Source organism: Labrys sedimenti, assembly GCF_034424805.1.
GTDB classification, from domain to species: domain Bacteria; phylum Pseudomonadota; class Alphaproteobacteria; order Rhizobiales; family Labraceae; genus Labrys; species Labrys sedimenti.
In genome coordinates, this window is the sequence record NZ_JAXOUF010000001.1 from 280,139 (window position 1) to 298,969 (window position 18,831).

Sequence of the window (18,831 nt, forward strand, 5' to 3'; positions counted from 1 at the left end):
CCGCCGCCATTCCTTATCGTGCGTAGCGCCATTGTGTAGCACGCGGGACCATCGCGGAATCCCTTCCTAGTGTCAATTCGCTCCCTTCAAGACCTTATCCTGATCTCTGCTCAGCTTCGTCAAAATCGTGAGCAATCTCGTGCCGAGACAAAGCGCCTGGACGTTCTGATTGTTAAGCATATATTTGACAAACACAATGATATCATAAGTAACAAAAATGTTTGTAAAGTAATAATTGAAATTATTTGCCATTTATGTTCGATTTGTATATATTACTTATATACGAAGGTTGGATAAAAACTAAGGAGAGTGGTGGTGACAAGGCGAGTTATCATGATCTCGTTGTCGGAAGATTTTGTGAGGCGTCTCGATAACCACATTGCCATGCTCAACAAGCAAGCTTCACGCCCGGCGCCAATATCGCGTGGCGCGTTTGTGCGAGCCGCAGTGGATGACGCCATGATCCGGGGTGCATTCCTTCGTCGGACCTTGTCTTTGCAACCCGTTGCAACGGCGGCTCCTGGTCACGCCTCCGGCTTCGGCATCAATCGAGATTGACACATCGAAGTCGCGCTCGCGCGTTGTCTGACGCAGCCGGCACACTCTTCATCAACTTCAATATCAGCATCTTACATAGGGGCAGATCATGATCTACGAGACCGAACAGCGCGACGCCAACGAATGCCTCGCCGCTATTGTCAACGCCACAGGCGGTTGCGACGATTTCTCCAGCCTACGCCCACAGGACGTTCTGGCTATTCCTGGCGTCGCGAATTTCTTGGCTCCGATGATTGTCGAGCGCCTCGGCGGTCTGGTCGACATGGACATTTCTCTCGACGATGCGGAGACGGACCTAGAGTTGAGGCTGGACCAAGTTCGGATGAGTTCTGATCACTTGGCTGATCTCATCACCTCTCGGACCCGTGTTGTGGCGCCCGTAGCGGGGCTGCTCGACACAGTTCTTGGCAACGACAAGTCGCTCCTAGAAGCGTTTCAGCAATTCGCATTCGACATCGCGTCGGTCGGCATTGCTGCCATCAATCTCGAACGTGCGCTGGCTCCCCAAGTCCTCCAGTAGGCCTTTATGTGGATGCTCGGTCTTTTCGCCGGCCGAGTATCCAACCAGCTATCGGAAATTTCGGTGCAACCCGTTGCAATTTTTCCGTCAGTACCCGCGTCCCCGATGAAGAGGAATACCACCATGACCCCCACCAATCGCGAAATCCTCTTCATTCTCAACATGCGCAACATGGCTCGCGCCGCCATTGCCCAGTTTGGCCAGGGCATGAAGGCTGCTGCTGTGGCAGCCAATCAAGCTGCTCAGTCTACCGATAAGGTGACCAAGAGCGCGAGCCAGGCCGCCACGGCGATGGGCCAGATGGCTCAGCAGGCCAAGACGGCAGGGCAGGCAGCCCAGCAGGCATTCCGGGGCGGTGGCGGCAGCGCCAACGGCATCAAATCTCAGGCCGACAGTGCGCGCGGTGCGCTGCAGACGCTCGTTGCCGCAGCGATCTCCTTCGCCGGCCTCGATGTCATGGGTCGCTTCCAGCAGCAGATGGCCAACTTCAAAGCCGTCACGAACTCCTCGGCCGAGGATATGGGCAAGGTGGAAGCGGCTGCGCGCCAGATGGGCTCTACCACACAGTACACCGCCAACCAGGTTGCCGAAGCGCTGACGATCTTCGCCAAGGCCGGCTTCGATGCGTCCACCGCGATCGCTGCCTCGCAGGCCACACTGAACCTCGCCACCGTCGGACAGATGGAACTGAGCGACGCCGCCCAGACCACCATGAACGTGATGAACCAGTTCAGCCTGAGTGCGGACAAAGTCACCACCATCGTCGACATCTTGGCCAAAACGGACAACATGGCGGCGCTGTCCGTCGGCGACCTGGCTTCGTCCTTCTCCTATGCCGGCACGATCGCCGCGCAGGCTGGCGTGAGCGTTAATACTCTGTCGGCCGCCTTCGGTGTGCTCGGCGACGCTGGCACGCGCGGTTCGCGCGCTGGTACCGAAATGCAGCAGGTCATCTCGCGCATGCTGGCGCCCACGCCCATGGCGGTGACCCAGCTCAAGGCGCTCGGCCTGACCCTCAACGACCTCGACTCCACCAATTTGGTAGCCACCTTCAAGAAGCTCCACAACGCCGGCATGACCACGGGCCAGGCAATCAAGATCTTCGGCGAAGAAGGTGGTCGCGCCGCCGTGCTGCTGACCAACGCAGGTGCCAAGTTCACCGAGTTCGAGGAGAGCACCAAGAAAGCAGGCGGCACCGCCCAGCGCGCGGCCGATATTACGGGCGATACCTTCGTCGGTTCGATCAAGAAGCTCGGGTCTGCCCTCACCGAAATGGCGATCTCGCTCGGAGAGGCCGGTATCCTGCCTGGTCTGACGGCAGCCGCTGGCTTGGCCCTGGCGGCAACCACCGAATTCAATGGTCTCTTGCACACGATCAGCGCCATTCCCGGTGCCGTGGCCGGGCTGTCGGCCGCTGTCGCTGGACTGGTGACGGGGCTCGGTGCGCTCTTCCTTTCAATCAAGGCGGCCGAGGTCGCCATGGCTGCCCTCAACCTGGTGATGCGGGCCAACCCCTTCGTGCTCATCCTCACTGCTGTCATCGCGCTCGCCGCCGCGATCTACTCGTTGCGCGATGTGACGTTCCAGTGGGGCGACGCCACGGTATCGATCGGCTCGACCGTCCAGGCCGTGTTCGAGGCGATCTGGGGTTACGTCAAAGCCGGCGCTGCTGTCGTGATGTCTTTCCTCTCGTCTTTGACCTCTGGCCTGTCTGCCTACATCTCGGCGCACAGTGAAAGTATTCAGAGCGTTGTCGGCGCGGTCACGACCGCCATCAAATTCATGGTCAACCTCTGGATCGGTTACGGCTTTGCGGTGAAAGACGTGTTTGCCGGCCTTGCTAAATCCGTCATCGCGATCTTCGGCACCATGCTGCGTGGTCTAGGGGGCCAGATCGCTGGGGTGGGTGATGCCCTGAGCAAGGTCATGCGTGGCGATATCAGCGGAGCTAAGGATGCCTTAAACGATGCCTTGAGCAAGGACGTGCTGGGCGACATGGGCGCTGAGGCCGCCATTCAGTTCGGCAAGGTGAAGGATGCTATCCGGCAGGACCTCACCACTGACTATGTGCAGCAATTCGTCGACGGCTCGCTCCAGTTCTTCCGGGAACTCGAGAATGGTTCGATCAAGAGCATCGAGGACATCCGCAAGCGCGCCCAGGAACTGGAGAAGCTGAAAACCCTGATGATCGGTCAACAGGGTGGCGACACGTCGCTGCCTAACGCCAAGCAGCCTGGCGCCAAGATTGACCCCGATGCTGAGCAGTCCTCTCGCCGGCAGGAACAGTCTCTCCAGCGCTTCAACAAGCAGCTTCTCGACAATATCCAGCGTCTGCGGGACGAAGCGAATGTGCTCGGTATGACCACGGATGAGCGTGAGCGCTACACCGCGCAGATGGCTGCCGAGCGTGCCGCGCGCGACGCCGGTATCGCCGACGTGAAGGCGGCGACCACCGCGTATGTGCAGCAGTACGACGCTATCCAGAAAATCAAGGAAGCCTACCAGGCCAACCCGCTGTTCGGCCTCCAGGCCGGCTTCCAGCAGTTCGCGGACGAGGGGGCAAAGCTCGCTGACAATGTCGCCGATGCATGGAAGAGCGCGCTGGGCAGCATCTCCGACAACATCGTCAACCTAGTGACTGGCGCCAAGGCGAGCTGGGGCGACATGCTGAAGAACTTCGGTGCCCAGATGCTGAAAGCCGGCCTCAACAATGCGCTGTCCAACCTCTTCAAATCCGCCGGCCTCGACAAGTTCATGGGTACGGCGACCGGTAAGGGTCTGCCGAGCGTCAGCACGATCACGGCGCCCACCGCAACCGTCAACGCTGGCACCGTCAATGTGAATGGCGCTGGCCTGGCGCCCCTGAATGGCATCGGACCCACGGCCACGATCACCTCTTCGCCTCTTCCCGACGTCGCTTCGATTGCGCCGCAGTCGATCAATGCCGGCTCGGTCGCGTCGACCATGGCGACCTTCTTCAAGGCGGCCGGCATGACCAATCCGCTCGGCCTGGCAGCCATCATGGGCAATGCCATGGCAGAGTCAGGCATGAATCCGTTTGCCAAGGGTGACGGGGGCAATGCGCTTGGCCTGTTCCAGTGGAACGACCGTCGCGAGAAGATGCTGGGCGCGATCGGTGGCAGGGGCAACTTGGGCGACATCATGGGCCAGATGAAGTTCGCCCACAGCGAGATGACCGGTGGCGGTATCAATGGCGTTTGGGACAAGCTCTTGAAAGCTAGGTCCTTGACCGAAGCCAACGACGCAATGCTCCAGTTCGAGCGCCCACAGGGCTGGCAGATGGGCGTGTCTGGTACCGGGCACAATTGGAAGGGCCGCTATGCTTACGCTCAGGACGCCTTGAACACGTATGGGGGTGTCGACGTTGCCCAGGCGAAGAGGGCCAGCCAGCAGGTCACTCAAATTCAGCAGCAGGGCTACCAGGCCCAAATCCAGCAGGCTCAGCAGGCCAGCCAGCAAGTGGCCCAGGCCCAGCAGAGTGGACAATTGCAACAAGTTGCAACGGCGCAGCAGTCCGCGCAGCAGACGTCGTCGGACTACCAGGCCCTCGCCGGCTCGGTCTCCCAGGCGGGCCAGGCCGCGCAGACGGCTGCCCCTGCCATCGCTTCGACCGGCCAGAACGTCCAGACGGTTGGCGCTGCCGCTCCGCAGGCCAGCTCGGGCGTCGGCATGTTCGGACAGGGCATCTCGGCCATCCTCGGCCCGCTGTCCCAGGCCATCCCCGGCCTCGGCCAGTTCTCCGGCATGATCATGCAGGTGCTCAACGCCGTCCTGTCAGGCGGCAGCGGTGGCGGTGGTGGCATCCTGGGCGGCTTGTTCGGTGGTCTCTTTGGCTCGGGCCACACCGGCGCAACTATCGGCTCGTCTTCGGCAGCCATCCGCAATGTTGCGCCTTCGGTCTTCGCCAACGCCCAGCGCTACCATGGCGGTGGCAAGCTCGGACCAGGCGAAGTGCCGTTCATCGGCCTGGAAGGCGAGCGCGTGCTCAATCCTCGTGAGACGAAGGAATACGAGGCCGGCCGCATCGCCAGCCCAGGCAGCCCGTCAGGCGGCGGCATCGCTCGGAACGGTGGCGGCACCACGCACATCCAGATGGGTGACATCAAGGTCAATGTAGAGAGTAAGGGCTCCTCTGGCGACAGGCAGAAGGACCAGCAGAACAACCAGGACATGGGTAAGCAGGTGGCCAAGGCCGTCGACCAGCACATGACCGAGTGGGTGACGAACCAGCATAGGCCCGGCGGCTTCTTCGCCAGTGGCAGCAAGTGAGGACATCATGACCGCTCCGGCGCCGCTGCGTTGATTGTCGCGTAGCGCGTGCCTGAGGAAACCTCGGAAAGCCCAACCGTAGTCAATGAGAGTTGGGGTAAAATCCAAAAAGGTCGTCCGGTGATTCAGGAGAGAAGGGAAGGGGCGTTCAATGACGATGCCTCCCAACGATCTAAATCCCGTGTGCCGACTTAAAAAATTGACTATTCATGCTCGTGACATTGGTTAGCGACCGTGAGGCTAATGACGAGCGGGGGCGGCATACAGCCTTGATACCATACAATCGCATACCAAGAAGCGTGAACGGGCAAGGCGCCCCGCCGGGTAGTCCTGCTCCGCCGCCCCTTGGATGAAACCAGACCTGGATGATCCGATTATGAAGAAGCCCCCAAAAGCCACCGAGGTCCGTCAGGAACATACCCCCTCCGTCGAGGAGCTGCTCGCGCGTTTCCCAGAACTCAAACCCTATGATATCGGCGACTACCTAGAAACCGATGAGGATATAGAGGCAGCCATCGCTGTTGGCCTCGAGGCCGTCGCCGAGGACAGGGACCAGTCGTTCCTCAACAATGTTCTCGGCGCTGTTCTCAAGAGGCAGAACATAGACAAGCTCTCTAAGGAGACTGGTTTAAGCCGAGAGACGCTGTACACACTCTCGACCAAGTCGAGCGACCCCCGCCTGTCTACGCTCTCCACCGTCCTTGGCGCGCTTGGATATACGATCACGATCAAAAAGCGCGATAGCAAACTCGAGCCCGCCTGATTTGCAAAGGGCTTCACTAAAATGCAGGGCGCTGGCTAGCAACAGGCAATGAGATGTCACGTATTAGTCACCACCGTAGGGAGAACTCTTACGGACGGTGCAATGACGCGCCGTAAGCAAGCTACTTAGCTCGGCCACCGACATGGTCGGGCTATTTTTCTTGTTAGCCGTCGACTTGTGCAGGCGGCCTTCCACAAGACGTTGTCGAGTGCGACCTGTCGTCAAAGTGGTGGAGTGAATTTTGCAACCCGTTGCAATATTTCCGGTCAGGCGGTGGGAGCGGTGGGGCTTTATTTCAATCCGGTCGCGCGAGGCCCCTTTCATTGAATGCGCTATATGTGCGTTGAAAAATAAAGTTGAGATGCGTCACTCGCAAAGTGTTTGTCAAGATAAGGCGGCGATATGAGTTCTAAGTAGCGTTTTGTTTGAATATTTGTTCCTGTGTGCTACAGTGTATTTGCGTCGGATTAGCTCACCGGCGTATTGAGAGCGCGGGCCGTCAGGTTCCCCAAGTGCCCAGATCGGCTCGCGCCTCGCCTCTGCACTTGGGATCTTTAAGATGAGTATGAAGTCTGCGAGCGCTGCGCGCTCGACCTCCGCCGACAACGTCGTGTTGCTTTCGGAAGTGCGCAAGCAGCCCGGCCGCGCGGAGGCTAAACGACGAGATAATGCTCAGATTTGGCGCAATTTGATGAAACGAGAGTGGCATGGGCACCTCGATACCGGTGAGCGCGACCTACTGTCATTCCTCTTGGATTGCACCGTCGAGTGGGGCAAGAAGTCATTAGACTTTACCTGGCCTCAACTCAGGGACGGTGAGTCCGGTACAGAGGGGCACGCCTGGAGCAGGTCGCCTATCAATATTTCACGGGCGACCTTCTATCGGCGGCTTCGCCGGTTGGAACAGCTCGGCCTCGTACATCGCGAGGAAAAACGGTCGAGGGCGGGGTGCTACACCGTTGTTTCGCTTAATCTTGATGGAAAGCCATCCAACGATGTGCCCTCGTACAACGAGAAAGTCCTTCATCTGGCGGAAAAGCGCGCCGAGCGAGTGCTTCTGGAGGAGAGGCGGGGGGCTGTTCGGCGCCCTGTAAGGGAGGATTCGCAGTCTCAAATTGAGACTACCCTAGTCTCAAAAAGAGATCCCTTTATAACAACACAGTCTAACAACACTCCCATAAAAAGAACCCCTATCGCCCCTTTGAAGGGTAGTGCTCGGACTGCGTCCGAACCCGGTGGTCAGTCTGAGATAGATTTCACAGAACAGGCAGGGGAAGACCTGGGCCCTGTTCAGACCGTCGAGCCTACTTTCGATCCGGTCGAGGCCGTCAGCCAGGTTGTCGCCAAGGTCCAGTCCCGTCCTGCCCAGCAGGCCAAGCTTCCCCGCCGCGACGACAAGGCAACCTCCTACGCCGCTACCTGGGCCGCTGCGTGGCGCGAAACCTACGAAGGCATCTCCGTCTCGCCGATCGGTATCCGCGAAAGCGGCATGCTATCAGCCTCGCTGCGCCGGTTCATGCCCGGTGACGTCGACGGCCGGCACGAGTTCGTCGACTTCTGCGTTCGCAACTGGCGCCAGATCGTCGCCGAGCGCTTCGGTTGGATGCGCAAGAGCCACCCGCCCCAATATCCCCAGGTCGGCTTCCTGGTGGCGACCAAGATGCAGGACCTGTTTTTCGCCGCCTACGCCGACCGGCAGAAGATGGCCAGGACCTACACCCTGCCCGCCGAGCAGGCGGAACTGGAGCGCCTGGTGCACGCGGGCATGACTCGTGAGAACGCCCTGCTCAAGATCGGCGAGCGCCGCGCTTCGTCCGCCCATGCCGAAGAGCAGCGGCAGGTACGGCGCGACAATGCCCAGTCCACCCGCAATGCCCAGGCGGCCTTTGATGCGGAGCGCCAGCGGCTTCGGGAGGAGCGTCGGCGTCTCCGGGAGGAACAGGAAGCCAAAACCAGCCAGCGGCCTCACCAGGCCAGCGCAGAGCTTGTCGAGAACGAGTTCCCCGAGTTGGGCGAGTTCAAGGAACTAGAGCCTCTGCCCCCTATCGATTATTCTCACTGGAACTAAATCATATTCTTTCGGAGATCAGCGAAAGTCCTTCGCCATGGAATACTTGCTAACTTCCTAGACTCGGAACATACCTGGGATGGGATGAGGGACAGGTAATGCGAAACACTATCGCACTCTTTTTTGTACTCGTGAGCGTTGTGCCTGCTGGAGCGAAGACGCTTATCCAGTGTCGCCATTCAGGCAGTGAGAACGTCGTAATTAGCTTGAACGACAGGAAGCAATTTGGTCGGGTGTTAAGCTGCATTCTCCGGTCAGATTTTGTGGCCGATATGTCGCCATGTGCCCCAAATGGAGGTTATGGGCTATCGCGGCCAACTGGGCTTGCCGATCTGACGGCAGTGGTCGACCGTTGGCAAGATTACAGCAATCATCTGGGGGGAGTTGCTAGCTTTGGAGAGAATGCTGAGGGCATAACGTTCTCTGGCGGGTTCAATGGGCCATCCGGTTATACCAACGAGTGGGTCTTCCAGGTTGACCGCCTCTCTGGTCGGGCCACGCTCAAAAGGCCAAAACAACCCGACGAGGTCTACAGCTGCAAGGCGGCGAAGGCTAAATTCTAGCTTCAATACAATTGTGAGGCTTCCGCATGTCTATGGGTTTGAAGTGTCTATCGACGGCTCTTGCTGTATTGGTCTTCACAAGCGCAGCAGGCGCCGGGCAGATTAAGTCGCCTAAGCTGTCTGGTGTTATGCTGATTAGAGGTAACTGCCGAAATCTCGTGGCTGCTGATATGCAAATTTCTAATCTATGTGATGGAAAGTTAATTAACAGCATATATGGCAAGGGAGCCGCGACGGAGTTCTTGTTCATGTTGACCGATGGCTCTTCAATCGTCTTTCATGGTCAGGGTGGCCAAGCTCACGCGGATGCTGACACGGCAATTCAGACACTGACTGGGGTTGCTCGTGTGGCTAGAGGTAAGCGCGACAACGTGCCGGCAACTGGTCTCTGTCGCTTTACGAACCCTTTCAAAGGGGTCGCGACTGTTGACTGCGAGGCGAATTCCCGCATGGGTAGATTTAGCGGAAGCTTTGTTACGGACGGCGTTGCACCGAAGGTCATTCAGTGAAGAGCGGGAATTGTGCGTCAGTCTGTCATTGCGATGGCGTGAAATTGCAACCCGTTGCAACGAGACGACATTACGTTGCTACCGGAAAGAGGCAGATCACCATTTCACTTCGTCGATATCTTTACAGCCAGCCGTTTTGCTCAAATTCAGTGAAAATCTCAGCGAGACTTTCTGCCTCGGAGGTGCAGCCAACTATTTCATTCACCCCTACGACCACGCTCAAAAGTCCTCGGCAGGCCCCTTGAACGGTGGTGAGGATGTCAGAGGGCCCTACGTTGGGCGTTACGCTCAAACATAGCTCGGTTTTTCCTGACGTACTTTCACTCGATAGATGGTGACCTAGGGCAGTGATGGAGCAATGCACGGCCTCCAAGGAAAGCCTGGAATACTCAACGTAGGCAAGCCGCAGAACGCCAGCCTCAGCGGTCTTCTTGGCTTCTATTTTTTTCTTACCAGGGAAGCGTTTTGTGATTTCATTCACAGAGTTGCGAAGTACTACCGCGTTAGTGTCATTGACGTCACCACCGTGCTTGGCCGTCATATACAATGTCAATTTAGCGAGCGCTTCGCGGTTAAACGCTTCGTCGTTGAGCATGTCTTTAACAAATTCCGCGCCACGTTGCCGTAGAGCGTCGATCCAAATCAGATTCTCGTAGATGAGGCGGACCAAGGCGCGGGCTTCTATGATGCTTTCCTGCTGAGCGAGCAGCAAAGCGCCACGAAAATTGCATATCGTACGGCACAAAATCGAAAGGGCGACAACTTTAGGGTTTCGCGCGTAGCTCTCGTTCAGCTCAATTTTGGAGGAGCCAACTACTCTGATCGCTGCTTCAGAAAGCCTCTGGGCATATTCGATTGCTTGGTTGATTTCATCGTGCGTATTCTCGGGCGCGGACTGCATCATCTGATTGTTCCTTGTCGATCCAACCTTCGCTCGACATCGTTTCACTCCGACAGGCTGGCGCGAATTGCAACCCGTTGCACCGCTCAGCCTCTTACAGGGTTGGCTCGATGCGAACCGTGCTGGCCGTCGTCGTCCTTGCAGGTGTTGGTGGCGAACCGTGAGTTGGTGCCGATGACCCGCGTTGAGCGACGAGCGTTCGGAGATGCTTCTCTATCAGGGAGAGAATAGCGATGGTGCCGCAGGCAAGGGTGGCAGTCACGATGCCCGCCACAAGCCCAATCGCCAGGCCGAGGCCATGTGCATCACCAAAGCTGGGCCAGGTCCAGCCGATCAGCCCGAAGGCAAGCACGAGTAGCAGCGCGATAAGGCCATTCAGCAACGATAGTGCGCTCGCTAGCATTCGGTTCATTTCTGGATCTCCGCTCGCCCCGTTCTGTGTCAGGGCTCGTTCATTCGCTCTTCTCTATGCAGCCAAACGTAATCTTGCCCTTAACTATGGCGTCGAGAACACTCTTACCCATCTCGCACTGAAGCTTGGTTTTGGCTTCTGTCCCCTGACCAACCTGGTCGACTAGCTCCTGTACAGTCCGGTCGTTTGGGCTGGTCCCTAGGTAGGTGCCCGCAGGGACGTTCACGGACAGGACGACTAGCATGTAGGTCGCGGCAGTAGCAGACATAATTCACCCTCAGGGTCGGATGTCAGTCGTTGTACCTTGGTGGCTTCTAATAATAGCGGCTGCACTTCTTGAGAAGGCCTCTTTGCTCGATATTCGGTGATCTGAAAAAGGTATACCGAGAATGAACCGGGTGAATATGGCATTTTTACTGGTCTGTTAAGCCTTATTGACTATTTAAAACAGATCGTGTATAAATAGACTATTCAAAATGAACTTTGGCATTATCTGAGGATGCAGCCGACCATGTTCACCCGTGCCTATCTCCGCGCCTCTACCGATGAACAAGACGCAACCCGCGCCAAAACCCAGCTTGAGGATTTTGCCCAGGCGCACGGCCTGACCATCGCGACCTTCTACATAGAAAACGAGAGCGGAGCCTCGCTTAAGCGCCCCCAGCTGTTCCGCCTCCTGGCCGATGCTAGACCGGGCGACATTCTCCTGATCGAACAGGTCGACCGTTTGTCGCGTCTCAACGCCGACGATTGGCAGCGCTTGAAAGAGGAACTCACGGCGCGCCGCGTACGCGTTGTCGCGTTGGATCTGCCGACATCCTGGATGATGGCAACGACCAAGGCCGACGATTTCACTTCGCGCATGTTCGAGGCGATCAACGGCATGATGTTGGACATGCTTGCTGCTGTTGCCCGCAAGGACTACGAGGACCGCCGCCGCCGTCAAAGCCAGGGTATCGCCAAAGCCGTGGCCGAAGGAAAGTACCGTGGGCGGCCTGAGGACGAAGAACGCAATGCCGCGCTGACCGACATGCTCAGAAAAGGTCAGTCGTGGGCCACGATCATCAAAGCCACCAAGGCGTCTCGCGCGACCCTGGCTAAGCTCTCGAAGCGGCTGCAGATGGAAGTGGCGAACAAGGTTGCATGACCTCCATACAAACCGCATGAAATTGCAACCCGTTGCAACGCCATCGCGGCGACGGGAGGAGAACGACGATGACCAAGGCAATCGAAATCGGCACCCAAGTCCAGATCAACGGTCGCAAGGCCACCATCATCAGTTTCACTGGCGCCAAGCGCTGGGACCTCAAGATGCGCGATGACGTGCGCGGCGGCGAGTTCATCGCTTCGAGCAAGCAACTCGGCATGAAGTAGGAAATTGCGACGGGTAGCAACCGAGCGTGTGGCCGTCGTGCTAGCCTACTACCGAACGCGATTTAGGACAGATATCCAACCTCAGGTGTCGATATACCCCTCGTAGTCTTAGCCCCAGGTGGAAGCTAAAGCCTCCGCTTGACGCACCACGAGGTCAACCGCAGCCTTCTGAAGGTCCGGAGGGTAGCCGTAACGAGCGAGTAATTTACGGACCTCGATCCGCATCTTGGCTCGAACGCTCTCCTTGCGCGTCCAATCGATCGTAGCAGAACTCCGGATCGTTTGAACGAGGACCTGGGCCAGAATACGCAGCTGCTCATGGGCCATCAGCGCTTTGGCTGATCCATTCTCGGCCAAAGCGTCGTAGAACGCCACTTCCTCGACATTGAGACCCAACTCCACACTTCTGGCGTTCGCCGTGCTGATGTCCTTGGCGAGGGCAATCAACTCCTCGATTACCTGTACGCTGTCGACGGCACGGTTATGGTAGCGCCGGAGAGTATCATCCAGGCGCTCACTGAGCTTGGTGGCCTCGACGATGTTTGATTTCGACCGCGTCTTGATTTCATCGGCCAGCAGCCGTCGAAGTGTTTCGACAGCGAGGTGCTTCTCCTTGATCTGTCCGACCTCGACAAGGAAGTCATCGGAGAATATCGAAAGGTCCGGCTGGTCGAGGCCGGCCGATTTAAACACGTCGAAAATGCCGTCCGCCATCACGGCCCGAGAGAGAAGTTGTCGGATGTCACGCTCGATACTCTCACGTCCACGACTTGCCCCTGTCGTATACTTGGCGAGGTTGGCGCGGATTGCCGCGATCAAGGCAATTTCGTCTCGGCGCGCTGTCACACGTTCATCGCCTGCACTCAGAGCGTAGGCAATCTCCAGCTTCATGGCAGCCTCGACGAAATCATCACGACGTCCCTTGGCGAGGACGTGTTCGAGACACTGCTTAAGGACCGTCAGGCGCCCCGACGGGCCAGCAGGGAAGAACTCGCGCCACGGGGCACCGTCGAGAAGTCCCTGCGCGCTTTCAAGACGCATCAGTGTCTGACGAACGGCCTCATCAGGGTCGAGGCGAACCTGATCGCGATCTCGCGCGGTGTATTGTGCCAGAGCCGCTCGCAGCTCTGCACCAATCCCCAGATAGTCAACAATCAACCCGCCGGGCTTGTCACCCCACACGCGGTTCACCCGGGCAATAGCCTGCATGAGCCCGTGCCCACGCATCGGCTTGTCGATGTAGAGCGTGTGCAGGGACGGTGCGTCGAAGCCGGTTAGCCACATGTCGCGCACGATGACCAAGTCGAAGCCCGAGTCTGGCTTCTTGAACCGTTCGGCTAGCGCTTCGCGACGGTTCTTGCTGCGCAGATGGGGTTGCAGCGGCTCAGGATCAGCGTTGCCATTGCCGGTAATTACGACTTTGAGCATGCCGGAGGCGTCATCGCGCGGATCTGCCGAGACCCAGTCCCGCCGCAGCGCTGCGATCTGATCATATAGCTCGACAGCGACCCGCCGGCTAATTGTGACGATCATGCCTTTGCCGCCAGCCATAGCCTCACGACGGCGCTCGAAGTGCTCTACGATATCTGCCGCGATCTGGGCGACACGATCCGGCGCCCCCACCACCTCTTCGAACCGGGTAAGATTGCTCTTGTTGCGCTCGATCGCGGCTTCGTCGCCCTCCGTCAGTTCCTCGGCGAGCGCGTCCAGCTCAGCTCGTTCTTCGTCCGTCAGGTTGAGGCGGAGCTTGGCCAGCCTAGCGGTATAGTGAATTGGCACCGTCGCTTTGTCCGCGACAGCCTGGGTCATATCGTATGTGTCAATCACCTCACCAAAAACGCCTACCGTCGACCGGTCCTTGTTGTCGATCGGCGTACCGGTGAAGCCTACGAAAGTTGCGTTAGGTAACGCCTGTCGTAGATACTCGGCGAAGCCGACTTGTTCGCGCACACCGCCGTCTGCGATGACGAAGCGCTTCTTGAACCCGTACTGCGTCCGGTGCGCCTCATCGGCGATTACCACGACGTTGCTGCGGGGCGTTAGCAGCGGATGCTCCCCCTCGTCGCCTCGAAACTTCTGGATGGAGGTGAACACGAGACCGCCGATGTCGACTTTAAGCAAGCGACGCATCTCGTCGGCGCTGTCGGCCTGAGCAGGCGTAGTGCGAAGCGCGGAGCCGTGCGCCTTGAAGGTACCCGCGAGCTGATCGTCGAGGTCGTTGCGATCTGTGACGACCACTATCGTTGGGTTCTTGAGCATTTTGGCAAGCTGGAGCTGGCGCACGAAGAACAACATGGTGAGCGACTTGCCCGAGCCCTGTGTGTGCCAAACCACGCCGCCCCGATGTTGACCGCCGACGTCAGCCGCCTCGACGGTGGAGGCAAGCGCTTTGCGAACGGCGTGGAACTGGTGGTAGCCGGCGAGCTTCTTCGATTTCACCACGCCGTCAACCACCTCGAAGGCAACATAGTCGACGATGAGGTCGAGGAAGCGCTCGGGCGCAAACACACCACGAATTAGCACCTCCAGTTCCGATCGACCGTTATCGTCGAGCGCGGAGCCATCGATTGTGCGCCAAGGGGCGAACCGGTCAAGACCGGCTGTCAACGAACCGATGCGCGCCTGGATGCCGTCGCTGAGAACCAGCACTTGGTTGAAGCGCAACAGTTCTGGCACCTTGTACCGATAGTTCCGGAGTTGCGTGTGCGCACTTTCCAAAGTCGCCTGTGCGTCCGATGGGCTCTTGAGCTCCAGAAGAGCTAGGGGAAGTCCATTGACAAACACTACCACGTCAGCGCGGATCACATCGCGCTCGTTTGCTCCCTGGACGATGAACTGGTTTGCAACAAGTAGACGGTTAGCGCTGGGATCGGTGCGGTCGAGCAGTCGCAGCCCGATAGTGCGCGCCTCGCCATCTTGGTTGATCTCAATCGGGACGCCGGAAGCGAGAAATGGATGAAAGGCTCGGTTGTTCTCGATCACGTCTTGGCTGGGCGTCGCCAGAACGGTACGCACTGCCGCGTCGATCATGCTTGGCGTGGCATCCGGATTCAGCGTTGCGAGGCCACTGCGCAGTTCGGGCTCCAGCACCGCCTGCTTGTAGCTCGTTCGCGCGCCCATTGGCCCATCTGGGGCAAGATAGTCGCCCGAAACAGTCTTCCAGCCGATCAGCTCGAACCAGGACAACGCGGCGAGCTCAACGGCTTCTTCGCGCAAGCCGGACGCATTTGGCGATGACGAAATAGAATAGAGATCGGTCATGCAGCAGCCCCTTGGTCTGCTTCGATCACAGGCTGATCGGCCTCCCATTCAAGCCTCGCTGCCTCATATTGCGTATTGTCGAGGAGATAGAGGACCTTACTTGGTTGGAACATGGAGCCGGCGATCTCGATGTCCCCGTAGTCGTCGTCGAGGGAAGCATTGAACGCCGGGAAGTCCTCGTATCGCGGGAGTGCTGGCGTGGTCGCCTGCGCCATCGGCCGTCGCCACGCGACGTCGAACAGGAAGCTTACCAAAGTGTCGCAGAGGCCACCAAGCATCAGGGCGTGCTGGCGTTCCAACGTCCCCCAATCGAGCGAGCCGCCGTGCCGCAGGTTCGGGATGTTGCTCAACTTGGCGAGAGCAACAGCCATGTCCTCTATCGCTTGCGTTAGCTCCTTGACGTGTGTGTTGATCTTCTCCGCTTCGGGATGGTTAGCCACGGAGAAGTCAAGCACCGCGATGACGCCTTTCATGCGCCCAGGAAAGCCGTCGTTCTTGGCAAAATTCACTCCGAGCTGGGGTGCGATCGTCGCATGCGCGGCCTCGAAGAGGGTCCGCACGTTCTGGAGGCAGAACGCAGGCTGGCTTTCAATGCTCAGCTCCAACGCCTCGACATGCCGTCTGAGCGGCTCCGCCCGATCGGGATGGGCGTCCATCAAGGCGCGCAGGGATTGGAGCCGGTAAGGCATCACGCAGCCGATACCTGTGCTTCGGCGTCCGCGATGCGCAGTTCGCCGGAGATAAGTTTTGGCAGGAGGGTATCACGGAGAACAACGAGCGTTCTCGACTGCTGAAGCTGAGCCTTGATCCGACCCATCAGAGGAGTCACCGCTCTGTCAAAGGCTACGATAGCTTTTTTATCCGGAATAGTTGAGTGTACACTAGCAAAGGTCTGCCGAGTGATCGTACTAAAAACCGAACCGTGTGATCTCGCCTTCAATTCTTCAAGGGTATGTCTCAGCAGATAATATACGAAGTAATTTGAATATCCCTCCTTTGCGATTGCAGCGTAGCAGGACTGGTTCATCGCCATTGGCACCCCGACAATTGCCAACCTGCCAACGGTGCCTCTGGCACTGACGATTGTCGCCCCAGTCGGAAGAAGTGCTGAGGCGCAGTTATCCAGGCCCAGTTGAGTGATATTTCGCTCAGTTGCAAGGACGAATGGAGCGCTCTCAGCGGGCGCATCTACCACAGAGAACCAGGGCACCGAGCCATGCCAGTACTCCGGCACAGAAGTCTTTGGAGTACCTCCTCCCACTAAGTCGAACGCATCGGAAATTGGGATGCGCTGCCACCCGGAGGGCAGATGACTGCCGTCAAAGCGGTCCGGAAACAGAGCCGCGAGTTCGTCAGGTAAGCTTGTCGCGCGGTTCTCGGCTTTGGCATAGACCGGATCGAAGTCGACGAACCAGCTCCTAAACAGTGCGTGTGCCATCGCCTCCAGCGTTGATGCCATACGCTGATTCAATTCAATTTTATCTCGAACAGCATCCAGAAGACCAATTATGCGATCCTGTTCAATCAGTGGCGGAAGCATGAAGCGTAAGGTTCTTGCTGAGCCCACATTGAAGTGTTGCTGGACCGCACCAACGGTATGCGAATCGATATGATGGCGAGCTGTCGAATTGACCACGTAAGAGAGGAACGACGGCCTGACTTGCTCGCCTAGCCTAACGATCACGAGGTCCGAGCAGTTTGCTTCAGTTAGCCAATCAGGCACTACCGAGCATGCCCCCGGCTTTCCGGTACGGACAATGACAACATCGCCCGGCTTAAGAGCTGACTTGCCAAGCCTGGAGTGGAAGTTACGAGTGATGTACTTGAGATCATCGGTCTTGATCGAGAAGGGCTCAACGTTCAACGATCGCAGGAACGGGACCCCATCAGTAACGTATTGATCGGCCATCAGCCCGACATGTCCAACCGTGATGTCAGCACTGACGTCTGCGAGCGTCACCTCTCGCCACTCACCAACCATGACCGACACCGGCTAGCGCTTTGCGGATGCGATCATCAAGGCGCGTCGTTTCGGCCATCTGATCCCGCAACGTCGCCCTCAGCCGCTTCATGCGTTCCTCGAATGGCTCATCCTCTTTGTCGGCTGCTGCCGCGCCAACAAAGCGACCGGGTGTGAGGACATAGCCCTGCTCTGCAATCTGGGTCGTGGTGGCTGACTTGGCGAAGCCCGGCTCGTCCGAATAACGGCCGCCGGTCTCTCGCCAGGCGTGGTACGTGTCCGCCACCTTGGAGATGTCTGCTTCCGTCAGCACCTTGAGGGTGCGAGTCTGCATTGTGCCGAGACCGCGCGCATCAATGAATAGGGTCTGGCGTCGCCGGTCACGTAGCTTCATGTCGCGCACGAGCCCGTTGGACTTGTCGCGGGTAATGAACCACAGGGAGACAGGTATCTGTGTCGTGAAGAAAAGTTGCCCTGGCAGGCTGACGATGCAGTCGACAAGGTCGGCGTCGATGATGGCGCGCCTAATCTCGCCCTCGCCGGACTGCTGGCTCGACAAGGAGCCGTTCGCCAGCACGAAGCCGGCATAGCCGTGCGGGGCAAGGTGGTGGATGAAATGCTGCACCCAGGCAAAGTTGGCGTTGCCGACCGGTGGAACGCCGTATTGCCAACGATCGCCAGAGCGCAGCCGATCCCCGCCCCAATCGCTATCGTTGAAGGGCGGGTTGGCAAGGACAAAGTCGGCCTTGAGACCGGGGTGCAGGTCCTCATGGAAGCTGTCGGCCCACTTCGATCCCAGGTTCGCGTCGATCCCCCGGATGGCAAGATTCATCTTGGCGAGTCGCCAGGTGGTTGGGTTCGACTCCTGGCCGTAAATTGAAATCTCGTGCCGCCGCCGGGCGAGGTCGACGTGCTGGGTCGCATGCGCCTCGACGAACCGCTCCGATTGCACGAACATCCCACCCGAACCACAGCAAGGGTCATAGACTTGCCCCTTGAATGGCTGGATCATCTCCACAAGCAACTGGACCACGCAGCCTGCCGTGTAAAACTGGCCGCCGCGCTTGCCCTCGGCGATGGCGAATTGACCCAGGAAGTACTCGTAGACACGGCCGAGCATGTCTTGGCCGTGGTGCTCGTCCTGAAAGGTCAGATCGGAAAAGAGCTTGATAACCTCGCCGAGCTTGGTCTGGTCCAGCTCCGGGCGGGCGTAGTTCTTGGTCAGCACGCCCTTGAGGCTTGGATTCTCGGCTTCAAGGTCGAGCATGGCTTGATCGATCAGCGCGCCGATAGTTGGGGCGGTGCTTGTGGCATTTGCCTTCAAATAATCCCAACGGGCGTTCTCGGGGACCCAGAAGACAGTATCGCCGACATAGAGGTCGCGTTCATCAACGAGATCAACCTCTTCAGGGTCAGCGAGCGCCTTCGCCCTGCGTTCCTCAAAGCGGTCGGAGATGTATTTCAGAAAGATTAAGCCGAGCGCGACATGCTTGTATTCCGCAGCGTCCATGTTGCCGCGCAGCTTATCCGCCGCTGCCCAAAGAGTGGTCTCGAAGCCGTTCGCAGCTTTGGACGGCTGAGCGTCTCCCTTATTTGATGGCCGTCCCCGTGGCACCCGACTCTCCCTTGCAAGCTGGTGACACTTTAGCGGA

Annotated in this window: 12 protein-coding genes; 6 read left to right on the plus strand and 6 right to left on the minus strand. The window is 58.3% G+C overall.

Annotation, left to right across the window (positions count from 1 at the left end; all coding sequences use genetic code 11):
* Positions 1 to 646: 646 nt before the first annotated feature.
* The 4 genes from U1R88_RS01355 to U1R88_RS01370 all read left to right on the plus strand — a co-directional run bounded on the left by U1R88_RS01355 (position 647) and on the right by U1R88_RS01370 (position 8,199).
* Entirely contained in the window at positions 647 to 1,078 is a 432-nt protein-coding gene (locus tag U1R88_RS01355; RefSeq protein ID WP_322429652.1) for a hypothetical protein, read from the plus strand.
* Between the two features lie 123 nt (positions 1,079 to 1,201).
* The gene (locus U1R88_RS01360) at positions 1,202 to 5,368 is read left to right on the plus strand and encodes a phage tail tape measure protein (RefSeq protein ID WP_322429653.1); all 4,167 of its coding nucleotides are present in this window, start codon (positions 1,202 to 1,204) and stop codon (positions 5,366 to 5,368) included.
* Between the two features lie 376 nt (positions 5,369 to 5,744).
* The gene (locus tag U1R88_RS01365) at positions 5,745 to 6,131 is read left to right on the plus strand and encodes an addiction module antidote protein (protein ID WP_322429654.1); all 387 of its coding nucleotides are present in this window, start codon (positions 5,745 to 5,747) and stop codon (positions 6,129 to 6,131) included.
* A gap of 559 nt (positions 6,132 to 6,690) precedes the next feature.
* Positions 6,691 to 8,199 carry a hypothetical protein gene (locus tag U1R88_RS01370; protein WP_322429655.1) on the plus strand — a complete coding sequence of 503 codons (1,509 nt, stop codon included), beginning with the start codon at positions 6,691 to 6,693 and terminating at the stop codon, positions 8,197 to 8,199.
* 1,193 nt (positions 8,200 to 9,392) lie between these two features.
* Here the strand turns inward: U1R88_RS01370 and U1R88_RS01375 are convergent.
* Positions 9,393 to 10,175, minus strand: a complete 783-nt coding sequence (locus tag U1R88_RS01375) for a DUF5677 domain-containing protein (RefSeq protein WP_322429656.1) — start codon at positions 10,173 to 10,175, stop codon at positions 9,393 to 9,395.
* A gap of 91 nt (positions 10,176 to 10,266) precedes the next feature.
* Positions 10,267 to 10,584, minus strand: coding sequence for a hypothetical protein (locus U1R88_RS01380; protein ID WP_322429657.1), 318 nt, complete (start codon positions 10,582 to 10,584; stop codon positions 10,267 to 10,269).
* A 511-nt stretch (positions 10,585 to 11,095) separates the two neighbouring features.
* Here U1R88_RS01380 and U1R88_RS01385 point away from each other — a divergent pair.
* Together U1R88_RS01385 and U1R88_RS01390 are read left to right on the plus strand one after the other, a co-directional pair.
* Complete coding sequence (locus U1R88_RS01385; RefSeq protein ID WP_322429658.1) at positions 11,096 to 11,731, plus strand: recombinase family protein; 636 nt, start codon at positions 11,096 to 11,098, stop codon at positions 11,729 to 11,731.
* Positions 11,732 to 11,799: 68 nt separating this feature from the next.
* Positions 11,800 to 11,958 (plus strand): hypothetical protein, encoded by a 159-nt coding sequence (locus U1R88_RS01390; protein ID WP_322429659.1) that lies wholly within the window; start codon positions 11,800 to 11,802, stop codon positions 11,956 to 11,958.
* Between the two features lie 108 nt (positions 11,959 to 12,066).
* On the opposite strand, the gene U1R88_RS01395 is transcribed toward U1R88_RS01390, so the two are convergent.
* Genes U1R88_RS01395 through U1R88_RS01410 form a run of 4 tightly spaced genes read right to left on the minus strand, consistent with a single transcriptional unit; the run spans position 12,067 to position 18,794 of the window.
* Positions 12,067 to 15,219, minus strand: coding sequence for a type I restriction endonuclease subunit R (locus U1R88_RS01395; protein WP_322429660.1), 3,153 nt, complete (start codon positions 15,217 to 15,219; stop codon positions 12,067 to 12,069).
* Positions 15,216 to 15,908 carry an abortive infection family protein gene (locus tag U1R88_RS01400; RefSeq protein WP_322429661.1) on the minus strand — a complete coding sequence of 231 codons (693 nt, stop codon included), beginning with the start codon at positions 15,906 to 15,908 and terminating at the stop codon, positions 15,216 to 15,218. Before U1R88_RS01400 ends, U1R88_RS01395 begins: the two co-directional genes overlap by 4 nt.
* On the minus strand, positions 15,908 to 17,200 hold the full coding sequence (locus U1R88_RS01405) for a restriction endonuclease subunit S (protein WP_322429662.1): 1,293 nt from the start codon (positions 17,198 to 17,200) through the stop codon (positions 15,908 to 15,910). Before U1R88_RS01405 ends, U1R88_RS01400 begins: the two co-directional genes overlap by 1 nt.
* Positions 17,190 to 18,794, minus strand: coding sequence for a type I restriction-modification system subunit M (locus U1R88_RS01410; RefSeq protein WP_322429663.1), 1,605 nt, complete (start codon positions 18,792 to 18,794; stop codon positions 17,190 to 17,192). The genes U1R88_RS01405 and U1R88_RS01410 overlap by 11 nt, the downstream gene beginning before the upstream one ends.
* Positions 18,795 to 18,831: the final 37 nt, after the last annotated feature.